Below are 18,046 nucleotides of genomic sequence, written 5' to 3' on the forward strand. Positions count from 1 at the left end.
GACGCGCTGCGCTCAAGACAGACTGAAGCCTCGGGTGACCGAGAACACCCACGTCAACACTCCGGCGAACGTGTATCCCGCGACCGGCAGCCACACCGACGTCCTCCAACGGACACCCTCGCGTGAACGAGCGCCCGCGAGGGCGTTCTTGCCTGTCGTCAACGCGGTGAAGAGCACGAGGGCCAAGGTCATGACCCGGTCGCGCGCAGCCGCTCCGGGGGCATCCAGATCAAGGGTCCCGAACACCTGCATCGCAAGATCCGTCACGAGGGGTCGAAGGGCGATCTGCAACACGAGCACTGCGGCCGCCGCGACGAGCGCCAGGCCACCCGCGACGACCATCGGATTGCGCGCGGTCGGCCCGACTTCACGCTCTGGAGCTGCCATTGCCGAATCCTTCCGAGGAGGAACAGCTTCGAGTTTCCCAGATCCTGGCGATCACGCCTTCCGACGGCGACCCGCCGAGCGTGGCGGAGCCGCCCGGAGGTGCTCACTGACCCGCCCGAGGATGCGGGCGAGCTCGCTGACGTCGTCGTCGTCGAGCGGCGCGAACAGCAGGTCCCTCACGGCCTGGATGTGGCCGGGGAACACCGTGGCGAGCACGTCCCGGCCGGCCGTCGTGATCGCGACGACCGTGCTGCGTTCGTCGTCCGGTGACGGCGAGCGGGTGATGAGCCCCCGCTGTTCGAGCAACTGCGCCTGGTAGGTGAGCCCGCTACGGCTGTAGACCACGCCATCCGCGAGATCCGTCATGCGCAGGTGACCGTCCGGCGCATCACCGAGGCGCGCCAGCAACTGGAACTGGACGTAGCTCAACTCCCCCGCCTCGCGGAGCTGCTGCTCGACCGCCGGACGCAGCAGGCTGCTCACCTCGGTGAACGCGAAGTAGGCGCCGAGCTCGGTCGGAGTGAGAGATGCAGGCGTTTCGGTCATGCGTCCATTCTAGGTGTTGCTTCGAGTTCGAAGCAGTGTTATCGTCATGCCAGTTGCTTCAAATTCGAAGCACTTGACGAAGGAGAGCATCATGCAGGCAGTCCAGTTCCACGAGGTCGGCGGACCCGAGGTCCTCCACTACGGCGACATCGAGCAGCCGACTCCGGCCGTCGGACAGGTACGCATCCGCGTCGCAGCGTCGGCGTTCAACGCGGCCGACAACGGCATGCGAGCCGGGTTCCTGCCGATCCCGGTCCAGCTCCCCCACGTCCCCGGGTACGACGTGTCGGGCACGATCGACGCGCTCGGTGAGGGCGTCGAGGGGCTCTCGGTCGGCGACGCGGTCATCGGCTTCCTCCCGATGGAGCTCGACGGCGGTGCGGCCGAGTACGTCGTCGCACCGGCGGAGGCGGTCGTCGCAGCACCGACGACCATCCCGCTCGCGGACGCCGCCGCCCTCCCCTCGGTCGCCCTGACCGCCTGGCAGGCGCTGTTCGACGACGGCGGTCTCGAGTCGGGTCAGCGCGTCCTGATCGTCGGCGCCGGCGGGGTCGTCGGCAAATACGCGATCCGACTCGCCAAGCGCGCCGGGGTGCACGTCATCGCGACGGCCAGCCCGCGGAGTGAGGCGGCGGTGCGGGCCGCCGGAGCGGACGAGGTCGTGGACCACACGGCGTCAGACCTCCTCGGTGCGGTGTCGGCACCCGTCGACGTCCTCCTCAACCTCGCGCCGATCGACCCCGAGCAGTTCGAGGCGCTCGTCGGGCTCGTCCACGACGGCGGTGCGGTGGTGAGCACCACCGCGTGGATGCCGACGCCCGGAGACGAGGCACGGCAGGTCCGCGCGGCGACGGTCTTCGTCCTGCCGAACCGCGACCGCCTGTCGACCCTCGTGTCGCTCGTCGACGACGGATCGCTGACGGTCGAGGTGACGCGACGGATCCCGCTCGCCGAACTGCCCGCGCTCCACGCCGAAGCCGCTGCCGGCCGGATCGCCGGCAAGGTGATCGTCCTGCCGGCATGATCATCCCGGTTCGTCGCGACCGGACAGACGGCGATCCCGCCCGAGGTGACGATGGTCACCCCGGACGGGATCGGTGCAGGCGGGCGCCGGCTACGACGCGACGCGTCGGCGACGGACGACCAGCCACGCACCGGCTGCCAGGAGCAGCCCGGCCAGGCCGACGAATCCGACGACCGAGACACCGGTGGTCGAGAGCGCACCAGGACCGGACCCCGCAGCGCCCGGAGCCGCGGCATCCGCTGCCAGGACGGTCAGCGCCGCCTCGGCCGTGATGCCCGAGTCCGCGCCGAGCGCCTGGAGGGTGTGCGCTCCCGGCACCACGGAAACGGGCACCGTGAGCGTCGCCACGAACGCACCCGAAGCGTCTGCGACGACGGTCCCGAGGTCGGTCGGGGTGGAGAACAGGGTGAACCGCACCTGCTCCCCCGCGGCGAAGCCGGACCCGGACACCGAGAACGACTCACCCACCCGCACCGACGGCCGGTCGATCGTCAGCGTGCCCTCGGCACCGGGAACCGCGATCCGCTGCGGGCCGACGCTCTCGAGGGTCGGGACGACCGGGTTCATGAGGCCCGTCTCCGGGTCGAACGTCAGTCGGTCGATCGTCGTCTCGCGGTGCTGGCCGTCACCACCCGGGATGGCGAACCGGTGGTAGACGATGTACCAGTCGTCCGTGCCCGGCACGTTGAGGATCGAGCTGTGACCGGTGGCGAGGATGCCGAGTTCGGGTTTCTTCTGCAGGATCACACCGCGGTACGTCCACGGGCCGTCCACACTCGTCGCCGTCGCGTACCCGACCCGATAGTTCTCCGAACCGGTGTCGTCGATCGAGTACGTCAGGTGGTAGATCCCGTCCCGATAGTTGACGAAGGCACCCTCGCGGAAGTCGGTCAGGCCGTCGATGCGCTTGAGCGTGTCGGCCTTGATCGACAGCATGTCGTCCGACAGCTCCGCGTACACCGGCGAACCGTTGCCCCAGAACAGGTAGCTCTTCCCCGTCTCCGGGTCGGTGAACGTGGCCGGGTCGATCGCCTGTCCCGAGGTCACCGCTTCGTCGTTAAGGATCATCGCGTTCGGCTGAGCCGTGAACGGACCGGCCGGACTGTCCGCGACGGCGACGCCGATGGTCTTCCGGTCGACCAAGGGGTTGTGGCCACTGAAGTAGAAGAAGAACTTGCCGTCCTTCTCGCCGATCGTCGGCGCCCAGGCGTTGCCGGTCGCCCACGGCACGTTCCCGTTCGCGCCGTCGAGCGTGAGGATCGGCTCCGCCGAACGCTCCCAGTCGACGAGGTTTTTCGACGACCAGACGAAGAACTCCTTGCCACCCCAACCGGCGAAGCCGTCGGTGGTCGCGTAGATGTAATAGGTGTCGCCCCAGACGAAGACGTTCGGGTCGGCGTAGAGACCGGGGATGACCGGGCTCTTCATCTCGACCGCCCGCATCGTCCACGTCACGGCCTCACCCGAGGTCGGCGTCAACGTCACGGTCACGGGGCTGCTGAGGTCGAGGGCGGTCCCCGAGGCGGGGCTCGCCGTGACACCGGCCGCGGTCGTGAAGGTCGGGCTCAAGGCGGTGCGGTCCGTTCCGGGCTGAACCGGGAAGACGACCTCGTGGCGGTCGTCGTCGACGATCGGGGCGGTCTTCAACACGTCCTCCTCGAGGCCGATGTCGGTCAGTGCCGCGGTGTTCCCGGAGCCGGCGAGCACCTCGTCCGCCGAGAGGGCGCGGTTGTAGATCGCGAACTCGCGGAACGCGCCCTTCAGCCGGTTGTCGGCGTCGTAGTTCGAACGGCCCAGGTAGTTGGCGCTCGTCCACCCGCCGCCGATGTCTCCCGGATCCGCCGTCACGGTCCCGGTGCCGACGGCGATGCCGTCGAGGTAGATCGTGGCCGTGGTGCCCTGCAACGTGTACGTCAGCTTCGCCCAGCGACCGCGCGTCAGGTCCTTGCCCTGCGACACCGTCTGCTCCGTGCTCCAGTTGCCGGTCGCGAGACTCGTCCGGTACGCGTTGCCGGTGCTGAACAGGTAGCCGTCGCCGGCGCCACCGGTGGTGTTGCCGAGCCCGTAGATGAAGTACGGGTTGGCCTGCGTGGGGTCGATCCAGACCTCCGCCTCCACCGTGACGTCGGTCACCCCGGCGAGCAGGTCGTCCGGCAGCTTGACGTAGTCGTCGCCACCGTCGAGCTGCAGCGCACCGTCGGAGAAGGTCGCACCGCCTTCGACCGTCGCGTCGAGGCCGTTGCCGGACACGTCGCTGAGTGTCGAGCCTGCGGAGCCGGCGAAGTCGTAGCGGACGATCTCGCCGTCCTCGTTCGCGGGCACCGGCTCGGGTGCTCCGCCGAGGCTGTCCTCGAGCAATTGCAGCTCTGCGGCCGTGACCGGGAGCACCGTGCCGTGGCGCGGGCTCGCAGGAAGGTCGTAGTCCTTCGCGACCTGCCAGTCCGGGTTCGCGATGTCCTCGGTCTCGAGCGGGATGTAGCCGCGCCCGCCGTACTCGTCGACGAAGAGGTAGAACTTGTCACCGTTGACGTCGCCCCGGTTGGCGGCGAACGCCGTCGGCCCCTCGACCGCGCTGGTGCCTGCGTCGCGACCGATGCAGGTGTCGAGCACCGTCCAGGACTCGAGCGTGGCCCGCAGGTCCGTGGAGGACTCCTGGATGATGTCGGCGCACCCGGTGCCACCGGCGCCCTCGTCCTTGGTGAAGCGGTAGTAGGTGTCGCTCGACTTGATCACCGTCGAGTCGATCCGCGAGACACCCTGGTCCTGCCAGACCTGCGGCTCGCTGAACGTCGTGAAGTCGCGGGTGGTCGCGTACATCATGCGGTGGTAGCTGTTCCCGGTGTGGTCCGGGTCGTCGGCGCCGTAGAGCGACGAAGCCCAGAAGACCACGTACGCGCCGATGGTGTCGTCGTAGTACGCCTCGGGTGCCCAGGTGTTGCCCGCGTTCTCCGGTGCGACCTCGATGTGCCGCTGGTCGGACCAGGTCACGAGGTCGTGGGACTCCCACACCTCGAGGTAGTGGCTGCCCGTGCGGACGGAGTCTCCCCAGGACGTGCCGCTGCCGATCGAGAGGTCGGTGGCGATGAGGTAGAAGGTGTCGCCCTCGGGAGAGCGGATGAGGAACGGGTCGCGCAGCCCCTTCGTACCCTCGTCCGAGGTGAGGACCGGGCGTCCGGCGTTGAGTTCGTTCCAGTCGAGCGCGTTGTTGCCTTCACTGGCGGCGAAGTAGATGTTCTCGCCGGCGAGCGAGTTGCCGGTGAAGTAGGCGAAGGCGTAGCCCTCGTAGTCGGGGGTCGCGATCGCGGCGCGGACGGTCGCCGTGAACTCGCGCGTCGCGGTCGCCTCGCCCTGGCTCAGCGTGGCGGTCAGGGTGACGGTGGTGTCCGTGGCGGGCCGCGTCACGACACCGTCGGTGGTGATCACGGTGGTGTCCGACGACGCCCAGGCGATGTCGATCCCCTCGGGTGCTCCGGGCAGGGTCAGATTCCCGCGCACGTCGTCGACGTTCGCGATCGAGAGCGCCGCCGCGGCGGCGTCCAGGTCCTCCTGCGCCGTGGGGGCGGTTCGGAAGTTGGACTGGGAGGTCGCTGTCGGGGCGGTCCCCGGCGACACCGCTGCGGCGGCGCCGGAGGCACCGACGAGCGGCAGGATCAGGGCCGCGACGGAGGTCGCGACGACCGTTCTGAGGCGCAGTTGTCTCATGGGGGTGGTTCTCCTGGTTCGGCGTCGTTGTCGAGCGGGATGGAACGGGTGGTGCGGTGGGGGTGTGCGGGCGTCAGGTCTTGCGTTTGCGCGAGACCACGAGTCGCTGGAGGAGGACGAAGACGAGCAGGATGCCGCCGGTGATGATGGTGGTCGCCTCCGGCGGGATGCTGCCGTCGCGGGTGATGAGCACGTTCATGAGGCCGAGGACGAGCGCGCCGACGACTGAGCCGAGGACGAAGCCTGCGCCTCCGGTCAGCAGCGTGCCGCCGATGATGACCGCTGCGATGGCGTCGAGCTCCCAGCCGACGCCCGTGATGTTCTGGGCGATGCCGAGCTTCGAGGTGTAGACGACGGCCGCGAGACCGGCCAACGTGCCACTGATCACGTAGACCATGAGCTTCGTGCGGACCACGGGCAGCCCCATGAGGAGCGCAGACTGCTCCGAGCCGCCGATCGCGTAGACGGTCCGGCCGAGGCGGGTCTTGTGGAGCACCACGAACGCCGCGGCGACGACGAGGACGGCGATCAGGACGTTCGGGGTGGTGATGAGGTCGTTGATCTTCGGGCCGTCGATCACCTTCCACTCGGTGGAGAGCGAACGGATCGGCGAGTCGTCGGCGAGACGCTCCGGCGTGGTGCTGAGCATCGAGGCGAGGCCGCGCCCGAGGAACATCATCGCGAGCGTGGCGATGAACGGTTGCACGTTGAAGTACTGCACGAGCACGCCCGAGAACACGCCGAACGCGGAGCCGATCAGGATCATGATCACCATGACCGCGATCGGGTTCCAGCCCGAGTTCGCGAGCATCACCCCGATCAGACTGCTGATGGCGATGATCGCACCGACGGAGAGGTCCACGCCGCCCGTGAGGATCACGAAGGTGAGTCCGACGGCGAGGATGATCAGGTACGCGTTGTTGATGAGCAGGTTGGAGATCGTGCTGGCCTGGACGATGCGTCCGTAAGCGATCTCGCCGTAGACGACCATGCCGATGAAGATGACGACGGCCGCCAGGGTGGGCAGGGTCTCGAGGTTGGGCGTCAGCCGGGACAGCAGCGAGCGCCGTGGGAGCACCGGAGCGTCGGGCGTCGGTCGGTCGGTGAGGGTGCTCATGCTGACACCGTTTCCTTTCGCGTGGGGACCGACGCCGTGGGCGTCGTCCGGGACTTCCGCCGGGCGAACAGGGCTCTCACGCGCTGTGACTGGAGGAGGCAGATGATCACGATCACGACGGCCTTGAACGCCGGCGTCGCCGAGGAGGGGATGGAGAGGAACACGATCGTCTTGTCGAGGGTCGCGATGAGGAGCGCGCCGATCACGCTGCCGGTGAGGGAGAACTTGCCGCCGGCGAGCGAGGTGCCGCCGATGACGACCGCGAGGATGGCGTCCATCTCCGCGTTCAACCCGGTCTTCGCCACCTCGACCGTCATGACGCTGGCGGTGCTGAAGATCCCGGCGACGCCCGCGAGGACCGCGCTCACGATGTAGACGGCGATGAGGATGCCGATGGGGCGGATACCCGCCATCCGGGCGGCGCGCGGGTTGATGCCGATGGACTCGATCATCAGGCCGAGCGCGGTGCGCCGGACGAGGAACGCGACGATCGCGACGATGACACCGGCGATGATGAAGACGACGGGGAATCCGAACACGGTGCCGTTCGCGAGCCAGCGGAAGGGCTCGTTCGTGGCGGAGGTGTTCTGCCCCGAGGTGATGACCTTCGCGAGGCCTCGACCGGCGAGCATCGTGATGAGCGTCGTGATGAACGGTTGCAGGCCGACGATCGAGACGAGCACCCCGTTGACCGTGCCGAGGAAGGCGCTCACGGCGAGCGCGAGCAGCGCGGCGACGATGGCCGAACCCGCGTCGCCGCCGCTCTGGTTGCTCATGAACTCCATCGACACGGCGCCGGACACGGCCATGACGGAACCGACCGAGAGGTCGATGCCGCGGGTGGCGATGACGAGCGTCATCCCGACCGCGATCATCATGATCGGGGCGCTCGCTCGCAGGATGTCGATCGGGTTGCCCGACAGGTTGCCGGTCGTGCCGTTGACGGAGATGCCGAGGTAGCCGGGGTCCTTGACGAGGTTGATGACGAGCAGGAGCAGCAGGGTCACGATCGCCCAGATGTAGGGCTGGTGGACGATGGTGCTGACGACGCCGCGGGCCGAGCCCTGGCCGCCGCGTGCGGAGGAACCGGAACGGGCCGGCCCCTGACTGGTGGCGCTCACGTGGCGCTCCCTTCGGTGGCGATCAGGTCGACGATGGTGTCTGCGGTGACCTCGGGTCCGTTGACGATCTCGCCGATCTTACGGTGGTCCTTCAGCACGACGATCCGCTCGCTCAAGCGCACGACCTCCTCGAGCTCGGAGGAGATGAACACGACGGACATCCCGTCCTCGGCGAGCGCGGCGATCGCCTCCTGGATCTCGGCCTTGGCGCCGACGTCGATGCCACGGGTCGGCTCGTCGAGCACGATGAGCTGGGGCTTCGTCGCCAACCATCGGCCGAGGAGCACCTTCTGCTGGTTGCCGCCGGAGAGGTTCTTGATGGGTCGTTCCGGGTCGGAGGGCCGGACGTTGAGTTCGAGCAGGTACTTGTCGCAGAGCTCGTTCTGCTCGCGGCGGGACAGCGGACGCGCCCAGCCCCTGCGGGCCTGGACGGCGAGGATGAGGTTCTCCCGTACGGTCAGGTCGCCGATGATGCCTTCGTCACGTCGGTTCTCCGTGGAGAAGGCGATCTGCTTCGACAGGCCGGCCATGGGCGTGTGGACCTCGGCGGTCGCGCCGTCGATCGTGACCGTGCCGGAGTCGGGACGGTCTGCACCGTAGATGAGCCGACCGAGCTCGGTGCGGCCCGACCCGAGGAGCCCCGCGAGACCGACGACCTCGCCGGCGTGGACCTCGATGTCGACGGGGTCGATGGAACCCTTCCGCCCGAGGTCCTTGGCGCTGTAGAACGCCGGGGTGTCGGCTGTGGCGGTGCGGCCGCGGTTGGAGCCGAGGGCCGCGAGCGCGCCGTAATCCTTGCCGATCATCTTGGAGATGAGCTCGGTGCGGTTGAGGTCCGCGGTGCGGTACTCCCCGACGAACTCGCCGTTGCGGAGCACCGTGAGTCGGTCGCTGATCGCGTAGACCTGGTCGAGGAAGTGGGAGACGAAGAGGATCGCGACGCCCTGGTCGCGTAGCCGGCGCATGACCTGGAAGAGGCCTTCCACTTCGTTGGCGTCGAGGCTGGAGGTCGGCTCGTCGAGGATGAGCACCTTCGACTTCGTGACCATGGCACGACTGATCGCGACGAGCTGTTGCAGCGCGAGCGAGATGCTCGAGAGCGGCTGCTTGGGGTCGATGTGGCCGAGCCCGAGCCCGACGAGCGCTTCGTGTGCGGCTTCGTGGGTGCGGCGCCAGTTGATGCCGAAGGGACCGCGGACCTCGTGGCCGAGCATGACGTTCTCGCCGACGGTGAGGTTGTCGCAGAGGTTCACCTCCTGATAGACGGTCGAGATGCCGGCGCTCTGCGCGTCCGCCGTTCCGGAGAAGGAACGGGGGCCTCCGGCGACCAGGATCGTGCCGGAGTCGATCTTGTACACCCCGGTGAGCGCCTTGATGAGCGTCGACTTGCCGGCGCCGTTCTCGCCCATGAGCGTGTGGACCTCACCGGGGAAGAGGCGGAAGTCCACGTCTTGCAGGGCTTTGACGCCCGGGAACTCGATGGAGATGTGCTGCATCTCGACGATCGGCTCGGTGATTGCCATGTCTGCCTGGTCGTTCTGCCGGTCGATCCGGCGTCGTCGCCGGGGAGTCTGGTCCCCGGGAAGCGGGTGGGCGGTCGCCCGGCAGCAAGGGGGTGGCTGCCGGGCGACCGGGTCGGATCAGTAGGCGCGTTCGGGCAGTGCTGCCGTCGCAGCGTCCGGAGAGTCGAACGTGACGCTCGGCACCACGATGTCCGATTCGACCGTGTCGCCGGCGAGTGCCTTCTTGACGATGTCGATCGCGGTCTCACCGAACAGCGGGTTGTACTCGGCGACGAAGCTCAGGCGTCCGGCGGCGAGTGCTTCGAGCGCCGCCTTGGTGCCGTCGATCGTGATGATCTTGACGTCGGTTCCGGGCTTCAGGCCGGCCTCCTCGACGGCGAGTGCGGCGCCGAGGCCCATCTCGTCGTTCTGTGCGAAGACGAGCTGGACGTCGTTGTTGTTCGCCTTGAGGATGGTCTCGAAGACGCTCTTCGCCTCTTCGGTGGACCAGTTGGCCGACTGCGACTCGAGCTTGGTGAAGTTCCGGTCGATGGTGTCGTCCCAGCCCTTGTTGCGGTCGTTGACGACGGAGAGGCCGGGAGGGCCCTCGAGGACGACGTATTTGGCGCCGTCGGGGAACTGACCGTTCGCCCACTCGGCGGCCGAGGCGCTGATGCCGACGTTGTCGGGGGCGATGCGGCTCGTGTAGAGCTCGGTGTCGTTCGGCTCGATGCCGCGGTCGAGCAGGACCACGGGGATCTCGGCCTCCTTCGCGCGCTCCAGGACGCTCTCCCAGCCGGTCGCCTCTGTGGCGGAAAGCAGGATGGCGTCGACGCCCTCGTCGATGAACGAGGTGAAGGCGGTGATCTGCGAGTTCTGGTCGCCGTTCGTCGCCGGTGCGTACTTGAGGTCGAAGCCGTTCTCCTTCGAGAACGAGTCCTGGATGTTCTTCTCGTTCGCGGTGCGCCATCCGCCCTCGGGGCCGACGGCCACGAAGCCGATGGTGGTGAGTTCGCCGTCCGAACCGGCGTCGCCGTCGGAGCTTCCGGAACCGCTCGAGCAGGCGGTCGCGCTGAACGCGAGAGCACCGACCAGGGCCAGGCCCGCGAGTGCGCGGACACGTGTTGTCTTGAACATTGTTCTCCTCTTTGAGACCCGCGGTCCCGACGATGGGTGCGGCGTGAATGTGACGTGCGTGGTGCTGCGGTGACGCAGGTGGTCAGCAATTGTTAGCGATCACATCTGCGTTGTGCTGAACATTAGCCACGGCTGGGAAGAGTTGTCAACAGGCAATGTGAGCCCTCACAATTCCTGCGGAGCGGCCTCCCGGCGGTGCCGTCGCGCGCGCTAGAGTCGGGTGATCAGCGGACACCCGGCCGCGACCACCTCGACGGAGAGCTGCAGATGACCTCGCCCACGCCACTCGTGCAGTTGCGCGGTGTGTCCGTGAGCTTCCCCGGCGTCAAAGCGCTCGACGACGTCGACCTCCGACTGTTCCCCGGCGAGGTCCACTCCCTCATGGGCGAGAACGGAGCGGGGAAGTCGACCCTCATCAAGTCGCTGACCGGGGTCCATCGGATCGACAGCGGAAGCATCCTCCTCGAGGGACGCGAGGTCTCGTTCTCGAGCGTCGCCGACGCCCAGGCGCACGGGATCAGCACCGTCTACCAGGAGGTCAACCTCCTCCCCAATCTGACCGTCGCCGAGAACATCCTCCTGGGCCGCGAACCACGTCATGCCTGGGGAGGGATCTCGGGGAGGCGTATGCGTGAGCGCGCACGAGAGCTGCTCGCCGTCGTCGGACTCGACATCGACCCGGCCTCGCAGCTCTCCGCCCATCCGCCGGCGATCCAGCAGCTTGTCGCGATCGTCCGGGCGATCGCCGTGCGCACCAAGGTGCTCGTCCTCGACGAACCGACCTCGAGCCTCGACAACGACGAGGTCACCGAACTCTTCCGGGTCATCTCGATCCTCAAAGCCGAGGGCGTCGCGATCCTCTTCATCTCGCACTTCCTCGACCAGGTCTACGAGATCTCCGACCGCCTCACCGTGCTGCGCGAAGGCCGACTCGTCGGCGAATACCTCCCGCACGAACTGCTCCGGATCGACCTCGTCCACAAGATGATCGGTACAGAGCTCGCGACCTTCGACGAGATCCGACGCGGGCTCGACACCTCCGATGAGGGCGACGCCCTCGACGGTGAGGACCCGTTCGTCTCGGCGATCGGGCTCGGGCGCCAGGGTGCGATCGAACCGATCGACCTGAAGGTCTACGAGGGCGAGATCGTCGGCATCGCCGGACTGCTCGGCTCAGGACGGACGGAGCTCGCCAGACTCCTGACCGGCGTCGACCGGGCCGACACCGGCACGGTGGAGGTGGCCGGGAGGGCCACCCGCCTCGGATCCCCGCGCCGCGCCCTCAAACAACGGATCGTCTACGCGTCGGAGAACCGTCGCACCGAGGGGATCATCGGCGACCTCAGCCTGCGCGACAACATCGCGCTGGCCCTCCAGGCGGATCTCGGATGGTTCAGACGCATCCCGCTGCGTCGGCAGAACGAACTGGCAGAGAGCTACATCCAGGCGATGGGCATCAAGCCGGCGAATCCCGATGCGCTCATGAAGGAGCTCTCAGGAGGGAACCAGCAGAAGGTACTCTTGGCGAGGTGGCTCGCGCTCGCTCCTCGGTTGCTCGTGCTCGATGAACCGACCCGAGGCATCGACATCGGCGCCAAGGCCGAGATCCAGAAGCTCGTGACCCGGCTCGCCGAGAACGGTCTGTCGGTCGTGTTCATCTCAGCCGAACTCGAGGAGGTCCTGCGCATCAGCCACCGGATCGCCGTGCTGCGCGACCGACGGAAGGTCGCCGACCTCCCGAACTACGACCTCACCGTCTCGAAGCTGCTGGCCGCGATCTCGGAGGGGCCTGATGAGGCCTCGCCGGAACCGATCACGACCGCCGACGACGAGAGGGGACCGCGTGGCTGAGCCGTCCCGTCATGCGACGATCTTCGACGTCGCACGGCTCGCGGGGGTCTCGCACCAGACCGTGTCACGGGTGCTGAACGACCTCCCGAACGTGCGGCCGGCGACGAAGGCGCGGGTCGACGAAGCGATCAAGCAGCTGCGCTACGTCCCCTCCCCCGCCGCCCGGACGCTCGTCACGAAGCGATCCCGGACCATCGGCCTCATCGCCACCGGCGGCACCGAGTTCGGGCCCTCGTCCTCGGTCCTGCACTTCAACGCGGCGGCCCGCGACGCACGCTGGTCGGTCTTCACCGCGAACATGGTGGACAGCGACCCGGGTTCCGCACGCGCAGCGGTCGAGGGGTTCCTGCGCCAGAACGTCGAGGGCATCGCCGTCATCAGCGCGCGCGAGGGGGTCACCGACATCGTGGCGGGGATGGAACTCAGCGTGCCGCTCGTCGCCCTGCACGCAACGCCACGCGCGGGCATGGTGACCGTCGGCGTCGACCAGTACGCCGGCGCGCGTGCGGCGACCGCCCACCTCATCGCGCTCGGCCACCGGCGTATCGGGCACCTCGGCGGACCACCGGACGCGATCGACGCCCGCGAGCGTGAGCGTGGCTGGCGGGACGAACTCGCTTCAGCGGGTCTCGTCGCGCAGGTCGTCGGGACCGGCGACTGGACGCCGACGTCCGGATACTCCCTCGGGCGTCAGCTGGACGACGAGGTCACCGCGGTGTTCGCCGCCAACGACCAGATGGCGCTCGGCCTCATGCACGCCCTCACGGAGCGCGGCCTCCGGGTCCCGCTCGACTTCAGCGTCGTGGGGTTCGACGACATCCCCGAGGCGGAGCACCTCTCGCCGCCGCTCACCACCGTGCGGCAGGACTTCGAACAGGTCGGCCGGACCCTGCTCGCGACCCTGCTCGACCACGTCAATGGAGAACCCCCGGGAGCGGTGCCGCCCTCGGTACCGGAGCTGATCCTGCGCGACTCCACGGCGACGGCGAACGCCGGGCGCTTGGCGAGGCGCAGCGTCGACGTCCCCTGAGCGTCTCCGGTCACTGAGCCCCACCCGGCCCCTGAGCCACCCACCCCCTGACCCCGGAGCCACCCACTCCCTGAGCCCTGAGCCACCCACCCCGGTCCCTGAGCCTGTCGAAGGGCGTATTCCCAGGTACCCCGTCCACCCCCTGACCTACACTTGTCGGAGCAGGGGGAGTACTCCTTCGCGACATGCTCGTCAGTACGGATCCGCCATCGGGTCCCGGGGTGTCGGCTCTCATCGAGAGTGGAGAAGACCGTGTTCCGACCATCGCGTCGGAGTCCCGTCCTCGAGCCCTTGGAGCCACCATGGCCGTCACCCCGCTGATCTGGATCATCACCATCGGTGTCACGATCCTCTTCTTCGTCTACGAGTTCTTCGCGCACGTGCGGAAGCCCCACGAACCGACCATCGCCGAGTCGGCACGCTGGTCGATCTTCTACGTCAGCCTCGCCCTGCTGTTCGGTGTCTGCATCGGCCTCGTCTCCGGCTGGACGTACGGCGGCGAGTACTTCGCCGGGTACCTGACCGAGAAGGCGCTGTCGATCGACAACCTGTTCGTCTTCCTCATCGTGATGGCCGGGTTCGCCGTGCCGAAGGCGTACCAGCAGAAGGTGCTGATGATCGGCATCATCATCGCGCTCATCATGCGCGGTGCGTTCATCGCCGTCGGCGCCGCACTCATCGAGAACTACTCCTGGATCTTCTACCTGATGGGCGCGCTGCTGCTCTTCCTCGCGTACCGCCAGGCGTTCGGTAGCCACGAGAGCGACCCGGCCAACGGCAAGGTCGTCGGATTCGCCCGCCGCATCCTCCCGATCACCGACACCTACCACGGCGACCGACTCTCGGTGAAGATCGACGGCAAGCGCTTCTTCACGCCGATGCTGCTGACGATCGTCGCGATCGGGTTCGTCGACCTCGTGTTCGCGGTCGACTCGATCCCCGCGATCTACGGCCTCACCGAGGAGGCGTACATCGTGTTCACCGCCAACGCCTTCGCCCTGATGGGTCTCCGCCAGCTGTTCTTCCTCATCGGTGGTCTGCTGGAACGCCTCGTCTACCTCGCCCAGGGCCTCGCCGTCATCCTCGCCTTCATCGGCGTGAAGCTCGTGTTCCACGCCCTCCACGTCAATGAGCTGCCGTTCATCAACGGCGGTCAGCACATCGACTGGATCCCCGACATCCCGATCTGGTTCTCGCTGCTCTTCATCGCCGCGACCGTCACCGTGGCGACGGTCGCCTCGCTCGCGAAGACCCGCCGTGACGCGCGGGCCGGCGTCGAGCGGTAGCCCACGACGGCCCTGCTCGCGGCACCGGTGATCCGTTTTCCGCAAGAACCGCCGGCCTGAGGAGATCCTCTGTCACGATCTCCTCAGGCCGGCCGCCGTGGGGGCGGCCGTCGCGATGAGGAGTGACGATGGGTGTGCTTCGCGGCAGCGTGTCCGGTGTGCTGGCGGTCGTCCTCGCCTGCGGTGCCGTCGGCGCCGGCACCCTCCCGGTATCGGCCGTCCCCGCCACGACCGCGGCTGCCTGCCGTTCGCTCCCGGCACCCGCCGTCGAACTCCTGCATGCCGGAGACGCGCAGACGGCGTTCGGCGTGGACGGTTCGGGGGTCCGGGTCGGGATCATCTCCGGATCCTTCGGAAACGCCGGAGCGGAGGCCGTCGCAGCCGACGTCGCCGCAGGACTCCTCCCCGGGCCGGGGAATCCCTGCGGCTTCGGGACGCCGGTCTCCATCCTGAACGACCCGCCGGTCGGCCAGGACGACGAAGGACGGGCGATGGCTCAGCTCGTGCACGGGATAGCCCCCGGGGCGGAGATCCTCTTCGCGTCCGACAGCGCCGGGTACCCTGCCGCCGTGGACCTGCTCGTCGCCAATGGTGCCTCGGTCATCGTCGACGACGTGCAAGGCGGCGAGGACCGTCGCTACCGGACCGGTCCCGGCGAGGCGGCCATCCGTCGGGCGGTCGACGCCGGTGTGTTCGTCGTGACCGCGGCCGGGAACTTCGCCGTGCCGGGCGCACCCGGTTTCCCGAGCGCCGGGTCTCCGATCGGGTCCTGGGCGACCGACCGCTACCGCCCCACCGATTGCCCGGGGAACGTCTCCGAGCTGTTCGACGCCGGTTCCGTCGACTGCCTCGACTTCGACCCCGGTGACGCGGTCGACTCGACCATGGGGGTCACGCTGCCGGCCGGTTCGATCATGGTCGGCTCGCTCGATTGGGGCGAGCCCGACGGCGGGGTGTCCACGGAATTCGAGTACGTCCTGTCAGTGGAGGACCGGACGATCCCGTTCCCGGCGGCAGACCCGCAGCTCGCCACGGGCACCGCACCGCTGCAGAACCTGTCGGACACCGAACAGTCCGAAGTGCAGGTCAGTGTCGTCCGGCACCTGACGGCCACCGCGGCGACCCCTCCCCTCGCCCTCACCTGGACCCCGTTCCCCGGCCGGCCGGAGCTGATCGCGCAGGAGTACTTCCGGTCGACGGCGACGGACATCGTCGGCGCAGCCCTCTTCGGCCACCAGGCGACACCCGAGGTGTTCAGCGTCGCAGCCGTCGACGCGGCGGACTCCACCCTGGAGACCTACTCCTCCCTCGGGCCGTCGACCATCCTCTTCGGCGTCCCGACACCCGTCGTCGTCCCCGGTCCGACCGCAGCCGGTGTCGACGATCTCCCCGTCTCGACGACCGTCCTCACCGGCTCCGGCAACTTCCGGGGAACCTCGGCCGCGGCCCCCACCGTCGCTGCTGCAGCAGCGCTCGTCCGTCAGCTCAGGCCGGATCTGACGCCGGGTCAGGTGCGAGCAGCGCTCACCGACCATGCGCGTCTCGACACCATCACCATCCCCTGGGACCCCTCGATCCCGACCGAACGTTCGGTCGGCGCGGGCCTGATCGACGTCGGCGCGAGCCTGCAGGCCGTCTCACTCCCGACCCCTCCGGGGCCCACCACCGTGTCCGGGGCGGCGATCGACGTCCTCCCGCCGACCGGGCTCTCGGGAACGGCGCTGCTCGCGACCGTCGGCCTCGCAGGATCGCTCGCCGGGGCCGGGGCGTGGCTGCTCCTCGGACGACGGCCGAGGCGTCGGGCCTGACCCCGTCACGAGGCCCGGTCCAGGCCTCGACCTCACGGTTCCCCGCTCCTAAGCTGAGCCCATGTGCGGTCGCTTCGTCGTCACCGATTCCACGTCCACCCTGCTCGCGGACCTCGTGGCCGAGTTCGAAGCGCCCGCGCCCGACTACAACGTCGCGCCCACCACCGAGGTGACGGTGGTCCGCACCCGGCACGAGGAGCGGACCGCGACCAGCGCCCGTTGGGGTTTCGTCCCCGGCTGGGCCAAGGACTTCGCGAAGCAGCGCCCGCAACCCATCAACGCGCGGATGGAGACGGTCGCGACCGCCTCGATGTTCCGCAAGGCCTTCGCATCGGCACGGTGCATCGTCCCGGCGACCGGTTACTACGAGTGGGTGGTCACCGAGACCGGCAAGCAGCCCCACTTCATCCACGACCCCGACGCCGAGCTCGCGATGGCGGGCATCATCAGCGCCTGGCCCGACCCGGCCAAGGCGGAGGACGACCGCGACAAGTGGCGGTTGTCGATGGCGATCATCACGCGGGACGCGCACGTCTCACCGGGCGAGGTCCACGACCGGATGCCGGCCTGCCTCACCCCCGACGGCTACGACGACTGGCTCGGCGACCACCTCGACACCGACCAGCTGTTGCAGCTACTCGACCGCGAGTCCTTCGCGGTCGCCCACGATCTCACCCACTACGAGGTCACACGCGACGTGAACAACGTCCGTAACACAGGCCCGCACCTCATCGAGCCGCTCCCGGGCTGAGTGGTCGGCGCGGGCGGTCGTCGAGTTCCTCAGCTTCCTCACAGACGATCGTCTAAGCTAGACGAGCGTCTGACTCAGACGATCGTCTAGCGGCCCGAGCCCGGGCCCTCCATCTCGAAGGAGCGCTCGTGAGCGGTCTGCGCCAGTACGCGATGAACCAGGTCCGCGACGAGATCATCGACGCCGCCGGACTCGAGTTCGGCCGGAACGGCTACGCCGGGACGTCGTTCTCCGGCATCGCCTCCGTCATGGGCAAGCCCAAATCGGTCATCGGGTACCACCTCTTCCCGTCGAAGCGGAGCCTCGCGCACGCGGTGATCGCGGAGCAGGACGAACGGTGGCAGGCGGCGGACGCACGGATCGGCGTGCCCTACGGCGCGCTCCGTTGGGTGACGATGATCCTCGCCTCCGCGCAGGAAGCGCAGCGGTCCCCCATCGCGATGGGCGCCATCCGGCTCCTGCACGAACTGCCGCGGATGGACGATCCGGTCTACACGGTGTTCGACTGGCGGGCCTACACGCGTACGAACCTCCGCATGGAGGCCGCAGCGCACGATCTCGACCTCCCCGACCTCGACGGCGTCGCAGACGTCCTGCTCGACGCCTGCTTCGGACTCGTCACCACGACGGTGGGCGACGATGATGCGGCCGAGCTCAGTGAGCGACTGATCACCCTGATCCGGCCGATCCTCGCGACCGTCGATCCCGCCGGCGCCGCAGCCACGACGACCGCCGCGGCGGCCGCTCATGAGCTCGTCGCCGGGCCAGCTGAGCACTGACCTCC

Annotated in this window: 14 protein-coding genes; 7 read left to right on the forward strand and 7 right to left on the reverse strand. The window is 68.5% G+C overall.

The features are described from left to right. Window positions 1–12 precede the first annotated feature (12 nt). Window positions 13–387: a hypothetical protein gene (locus QRN44_RS06260; RefSeq protein WP_153303356.1), complete on the reverse strand. Its 375-nt coding sequence runs from the start codon at window positions 385–387 to the stop codon at window positions 13–15. A gap of 51 nt (window positions 388–438) precedes the next feature. Continuing rightward, on the reverse strand, window positions 439–933 hold the full coding sequence (locus QRN44_RS06265; RefSeq protein ID WP_175116886.1) for a MarR family winged helix-turn-helix transcriptional regulator: 495 nt from the start codon (window positions 931–933) through the stop codon (window positions 439–441). 91 nt (window positions 934–1,024) lie between these two features. Here QRN44_RS06265 and QRN44_RS06270 point away from each other — a divergent pair, with 91 nt between their 5' ends. Beyond that, window positions 1,025–1,957 carry an NADP-dependent oxidoreductase gene (locus QRN44_RS06270; protein ID WP_285038597.1) on the forward strand — a complete coding sequence of 311 codons (933 nt, stop codon included), beginning with the start codon at window positions 1,025–1,027 and terminating at the stop codon, window positions 1,955–1,957. Between the two features lie 90 nt (window positions 1,958–2,047). Here the strand turns inward: QRN44_RS06270 and QRN44_RS06275 are convergent, their stop codons facing one another. The 5 genes from QRN44_RS06275 to QRN44_RS06295 form a co-directional block, all read right to left on the reverse strand. After that, window positions 2,048–5,659 carry a family 43 glycosylhydrolase gene (locus QRN44_RS06275; RefSeq protein ID WP_285038598.1) on the reverse strand — a complete coding sequence of 1,204 codons (3,612 nt, stop codon included), beginning with the start codon at window positions 5,657–5,659 and terminating at the stop codon, window positions 2,048–2,050. Between the two features lie 73 nt (window positions 5,660–5,732). Further along, on the reverse strand, window positions 5,733–6,776 hold the full coding sequence (locus QRN44_RS06280) for an ABC transporter permease (RefSeq protein WP_121291161.1): 1,044 nt from the start codon (window positions 6,774–6,776) through the stop codon (window positions 5,733–5,735). After that, a complete protein-coding gene (locus QRN44_RS06285) occupies window positions 6,773–7,897 on the reverse strand; it encodes an ABC transporter permease (protein ID WP_121291159.1) in 1,125 nt (374 codons plus the stop codon). The genes QRN44_RS06280 and QRN44_RS06285 overlap by 4 nt, the downstream gene beginning before the upstream one ends. Beyond that, a complete protein-coding gene (locus QRN44_RS06290) occupies window positions 7,894–9,420 on the reverse strand; it encodes a sugar ABC transporter ATP-binding protein (protein WP_064295086.1) in 1,527 nt (508 codons plus the stop codon). The genes QRN44_RS06285 and QRN44_RS06290 overlap by 4 nt, the downstream gene beginning before the upstream one ends. Before the next feature lie 117 nt (window positions 9,421–9,537). Further along, window positions 9,538–10,536 carry an ABC transporter substrate-binding protein gene (locus tag QRN44_RS06295; protein WP_285038599.1) on the reverse strand — a complete coding sequence of 333 codons (999 nt, stop codon included), beginning with the start codon at window positions 10,534–10,536 and terminating at the stop codon, window positions 9,538–9,540. A 267-nt stretch (window positions 10,537–10,803) separates the two neighbouring features. Here QRN44_RS06295 and QRN44_RS06300 point away from each other — a divergent pair, with 267 nt between their 5' ends. The 6 genes from QRN44_RS06300 (at window position 10,804) to QRN44_RS06325 (ending at window position 18,041) form a co-directional block, all read left to right on the forward strand. Continuing rightward, window positions 10,804–12,387, forward strand: coding sequence for a sugar ABC transporter ATP-binding protein (locus QRN44_RS06300; RefSeq protein ID WP_121291157.1), 1,584 nt, complete (start codon window positions 10,804–10,806; stop codon window positions 12,385–12,387). Further along, window positions 12,380–13,417, forward strand: a complete 1,038-nt coding sequence (locus tag QRN44_RS06305) for a LacI family DNA-binding transcriptional regulator (RefSeq protein ID WP_285038600.1) — start codon at window positions 12,380–12,382, stop codon at window positions 13,415–13,417. Before QRN44_RS06300 ends, QRN44_RS06305 begins: the two co-directional genes overlap by 8 nt. A 302-nt stretch (window positions 13,418–13,719) precedes the next feature. After that, entirely contained in the window at window positions 13,720–14,703 is a 984-nt protein-coding gene (locus tag QRN44_RS06310) for a TerC/Alx family metal homeostasis membrane protein (RefSeq protein WP_121291153.1), read from the forward strand. 128 nt (window positions 14,704–14,831) lie between these two features. Continuing rightward, on the forward strand, window positions 14,832–16,511 hold the full coding sequence (locus QRN44_RS06315; RefSeq protein ID WP_121291151.1) for a S8 family serine peptidase: 1,680 nt from the start codon (window positions 14,832–14,834) through the stop codon (window positions 16,509–16,511). 61 nt (window positions 16,512–16,572) lie between these two features. Continuing rightward, complete coding sequence (locus QRN44_RS06320; protein WP_121291149.1) at window positions 16,573–17,262, forward strand: SOS response-associated peptidase; 690 nt, start codon at window positions 16,573–16,575, stop codon at window positions 17,260–17,262. 128 nt (window positions 17,263–17,390) lie between these two features. Continuing rightward, window positions 17,391–18,041, forward strand: a complete 651-nt coding sequence (locus tag QRN44_RS06325; RefSeq protein WP_064295974.1) for a TetR/AcrR family transcriptional regulator — start codon at window positions 17,391–17,393, stop codon at window positions 18,039–18,041. The last annotated feature ends 5 nt before the right edge of the window (window positions 18,042–18,046 follow it).

The sequence above is a fragment of the Plantibacter sp. lyk4-40-MEA-4 genome (genome assembly GCF_030209415.1).
Classification (GTDB): domain Bacteria; phylum Actinomycetota; class Actinomycetes; order Actinomycetales; family Microbacteriaceae; genus Plantibacter; species Plantibacter flavus_A.

What these genes read in the sequence shown, in the direction of transcription:
- QRN44_RS06260 (WP_153303356.1), bottom strand. Translation starts at nt 387, where the DNA reads ATGGCAGCTCCAGAGCGTGAAGTCGGGCCGACCGCGCGCAATCCGATG.
- QRN44_RS06265 (WP_175116886.1), bottom strand. Translation starts at nt 933, where the DNA reads ATGACCGAAACGCCTGCATCTCTCACTCCGACCGAGCTCGGCGCCTAC.
- QRN44_RS06270 (WP_285038597.1), top strand. Translation starts at nt 1,025, where the DNA reads ATGCAGGCAGTCCAGTTCCACGAGGTCGGCGGACCCGAGGTCCTCCAC.
- QRN44_RS06275 (WP_285038598.1), bottom strand. Translation starts at nt 5,659, where the DNA reads ATGAGACAACTGCGCCTCAGAACGGTCGTCGCGACCTCCGTCGCGGCC.
- QRN44_RS06280 (WP_121291161.1), bottom strand. Translation starts at nt 6,776, where the DNA reads ATGAGCACCCTCACCGACCGACCGACGCCCGACGCTCCGGTGCTCCCA.
- QRN44_RS06290 (WP_064295086.1), bottom strand. Translation starts at nt 9,420, where the DNA reads ATGGCAATCACCGAGCCGATCGTCGAGATGCAGCACATCTCCATCGAG.
- QRN44_RS06295 (WP_285038599.1), bottom strand. Translation starts at nt 10,536, where the DNA reads ATGTTCAAGACAACACGTGTCCGCGCACTCGCGGGCCTGGCCCTGGTC.
- QRN44_RS06300 (WP_121291157.1), top strand. Translation starts at nt 10,804, where the DNA reads ATGACCTCGCCCACGCCACTCGTGCAGTTGCGCGGTGTGTCCGTGAGC.
- QRN44_RS06310 (WP_121291153.1), top strand. Translation starts at nt 13,720, where the DNA reads ATGGCCGTCACCCCGCTGATCTGGATCATCACCATCGGTGTCACGATC.
- QRN44_RS06315 (WP_121291151.1), top strand. Translation starts at nt 14,832, where the DNA reads ATGGGTGTGCTTCGCGGCAGCGTGTCCGGTGTGCTGGCGGTCGTCCTC.
- QRN44_RS06320 (WP_121291149.1), top strand. Translation starts at nt 16,573, where the DNA reads ATGTGCGGTCGCTTCGTCGTCACCGATTCCACGTCCACCCTGCTCGCG.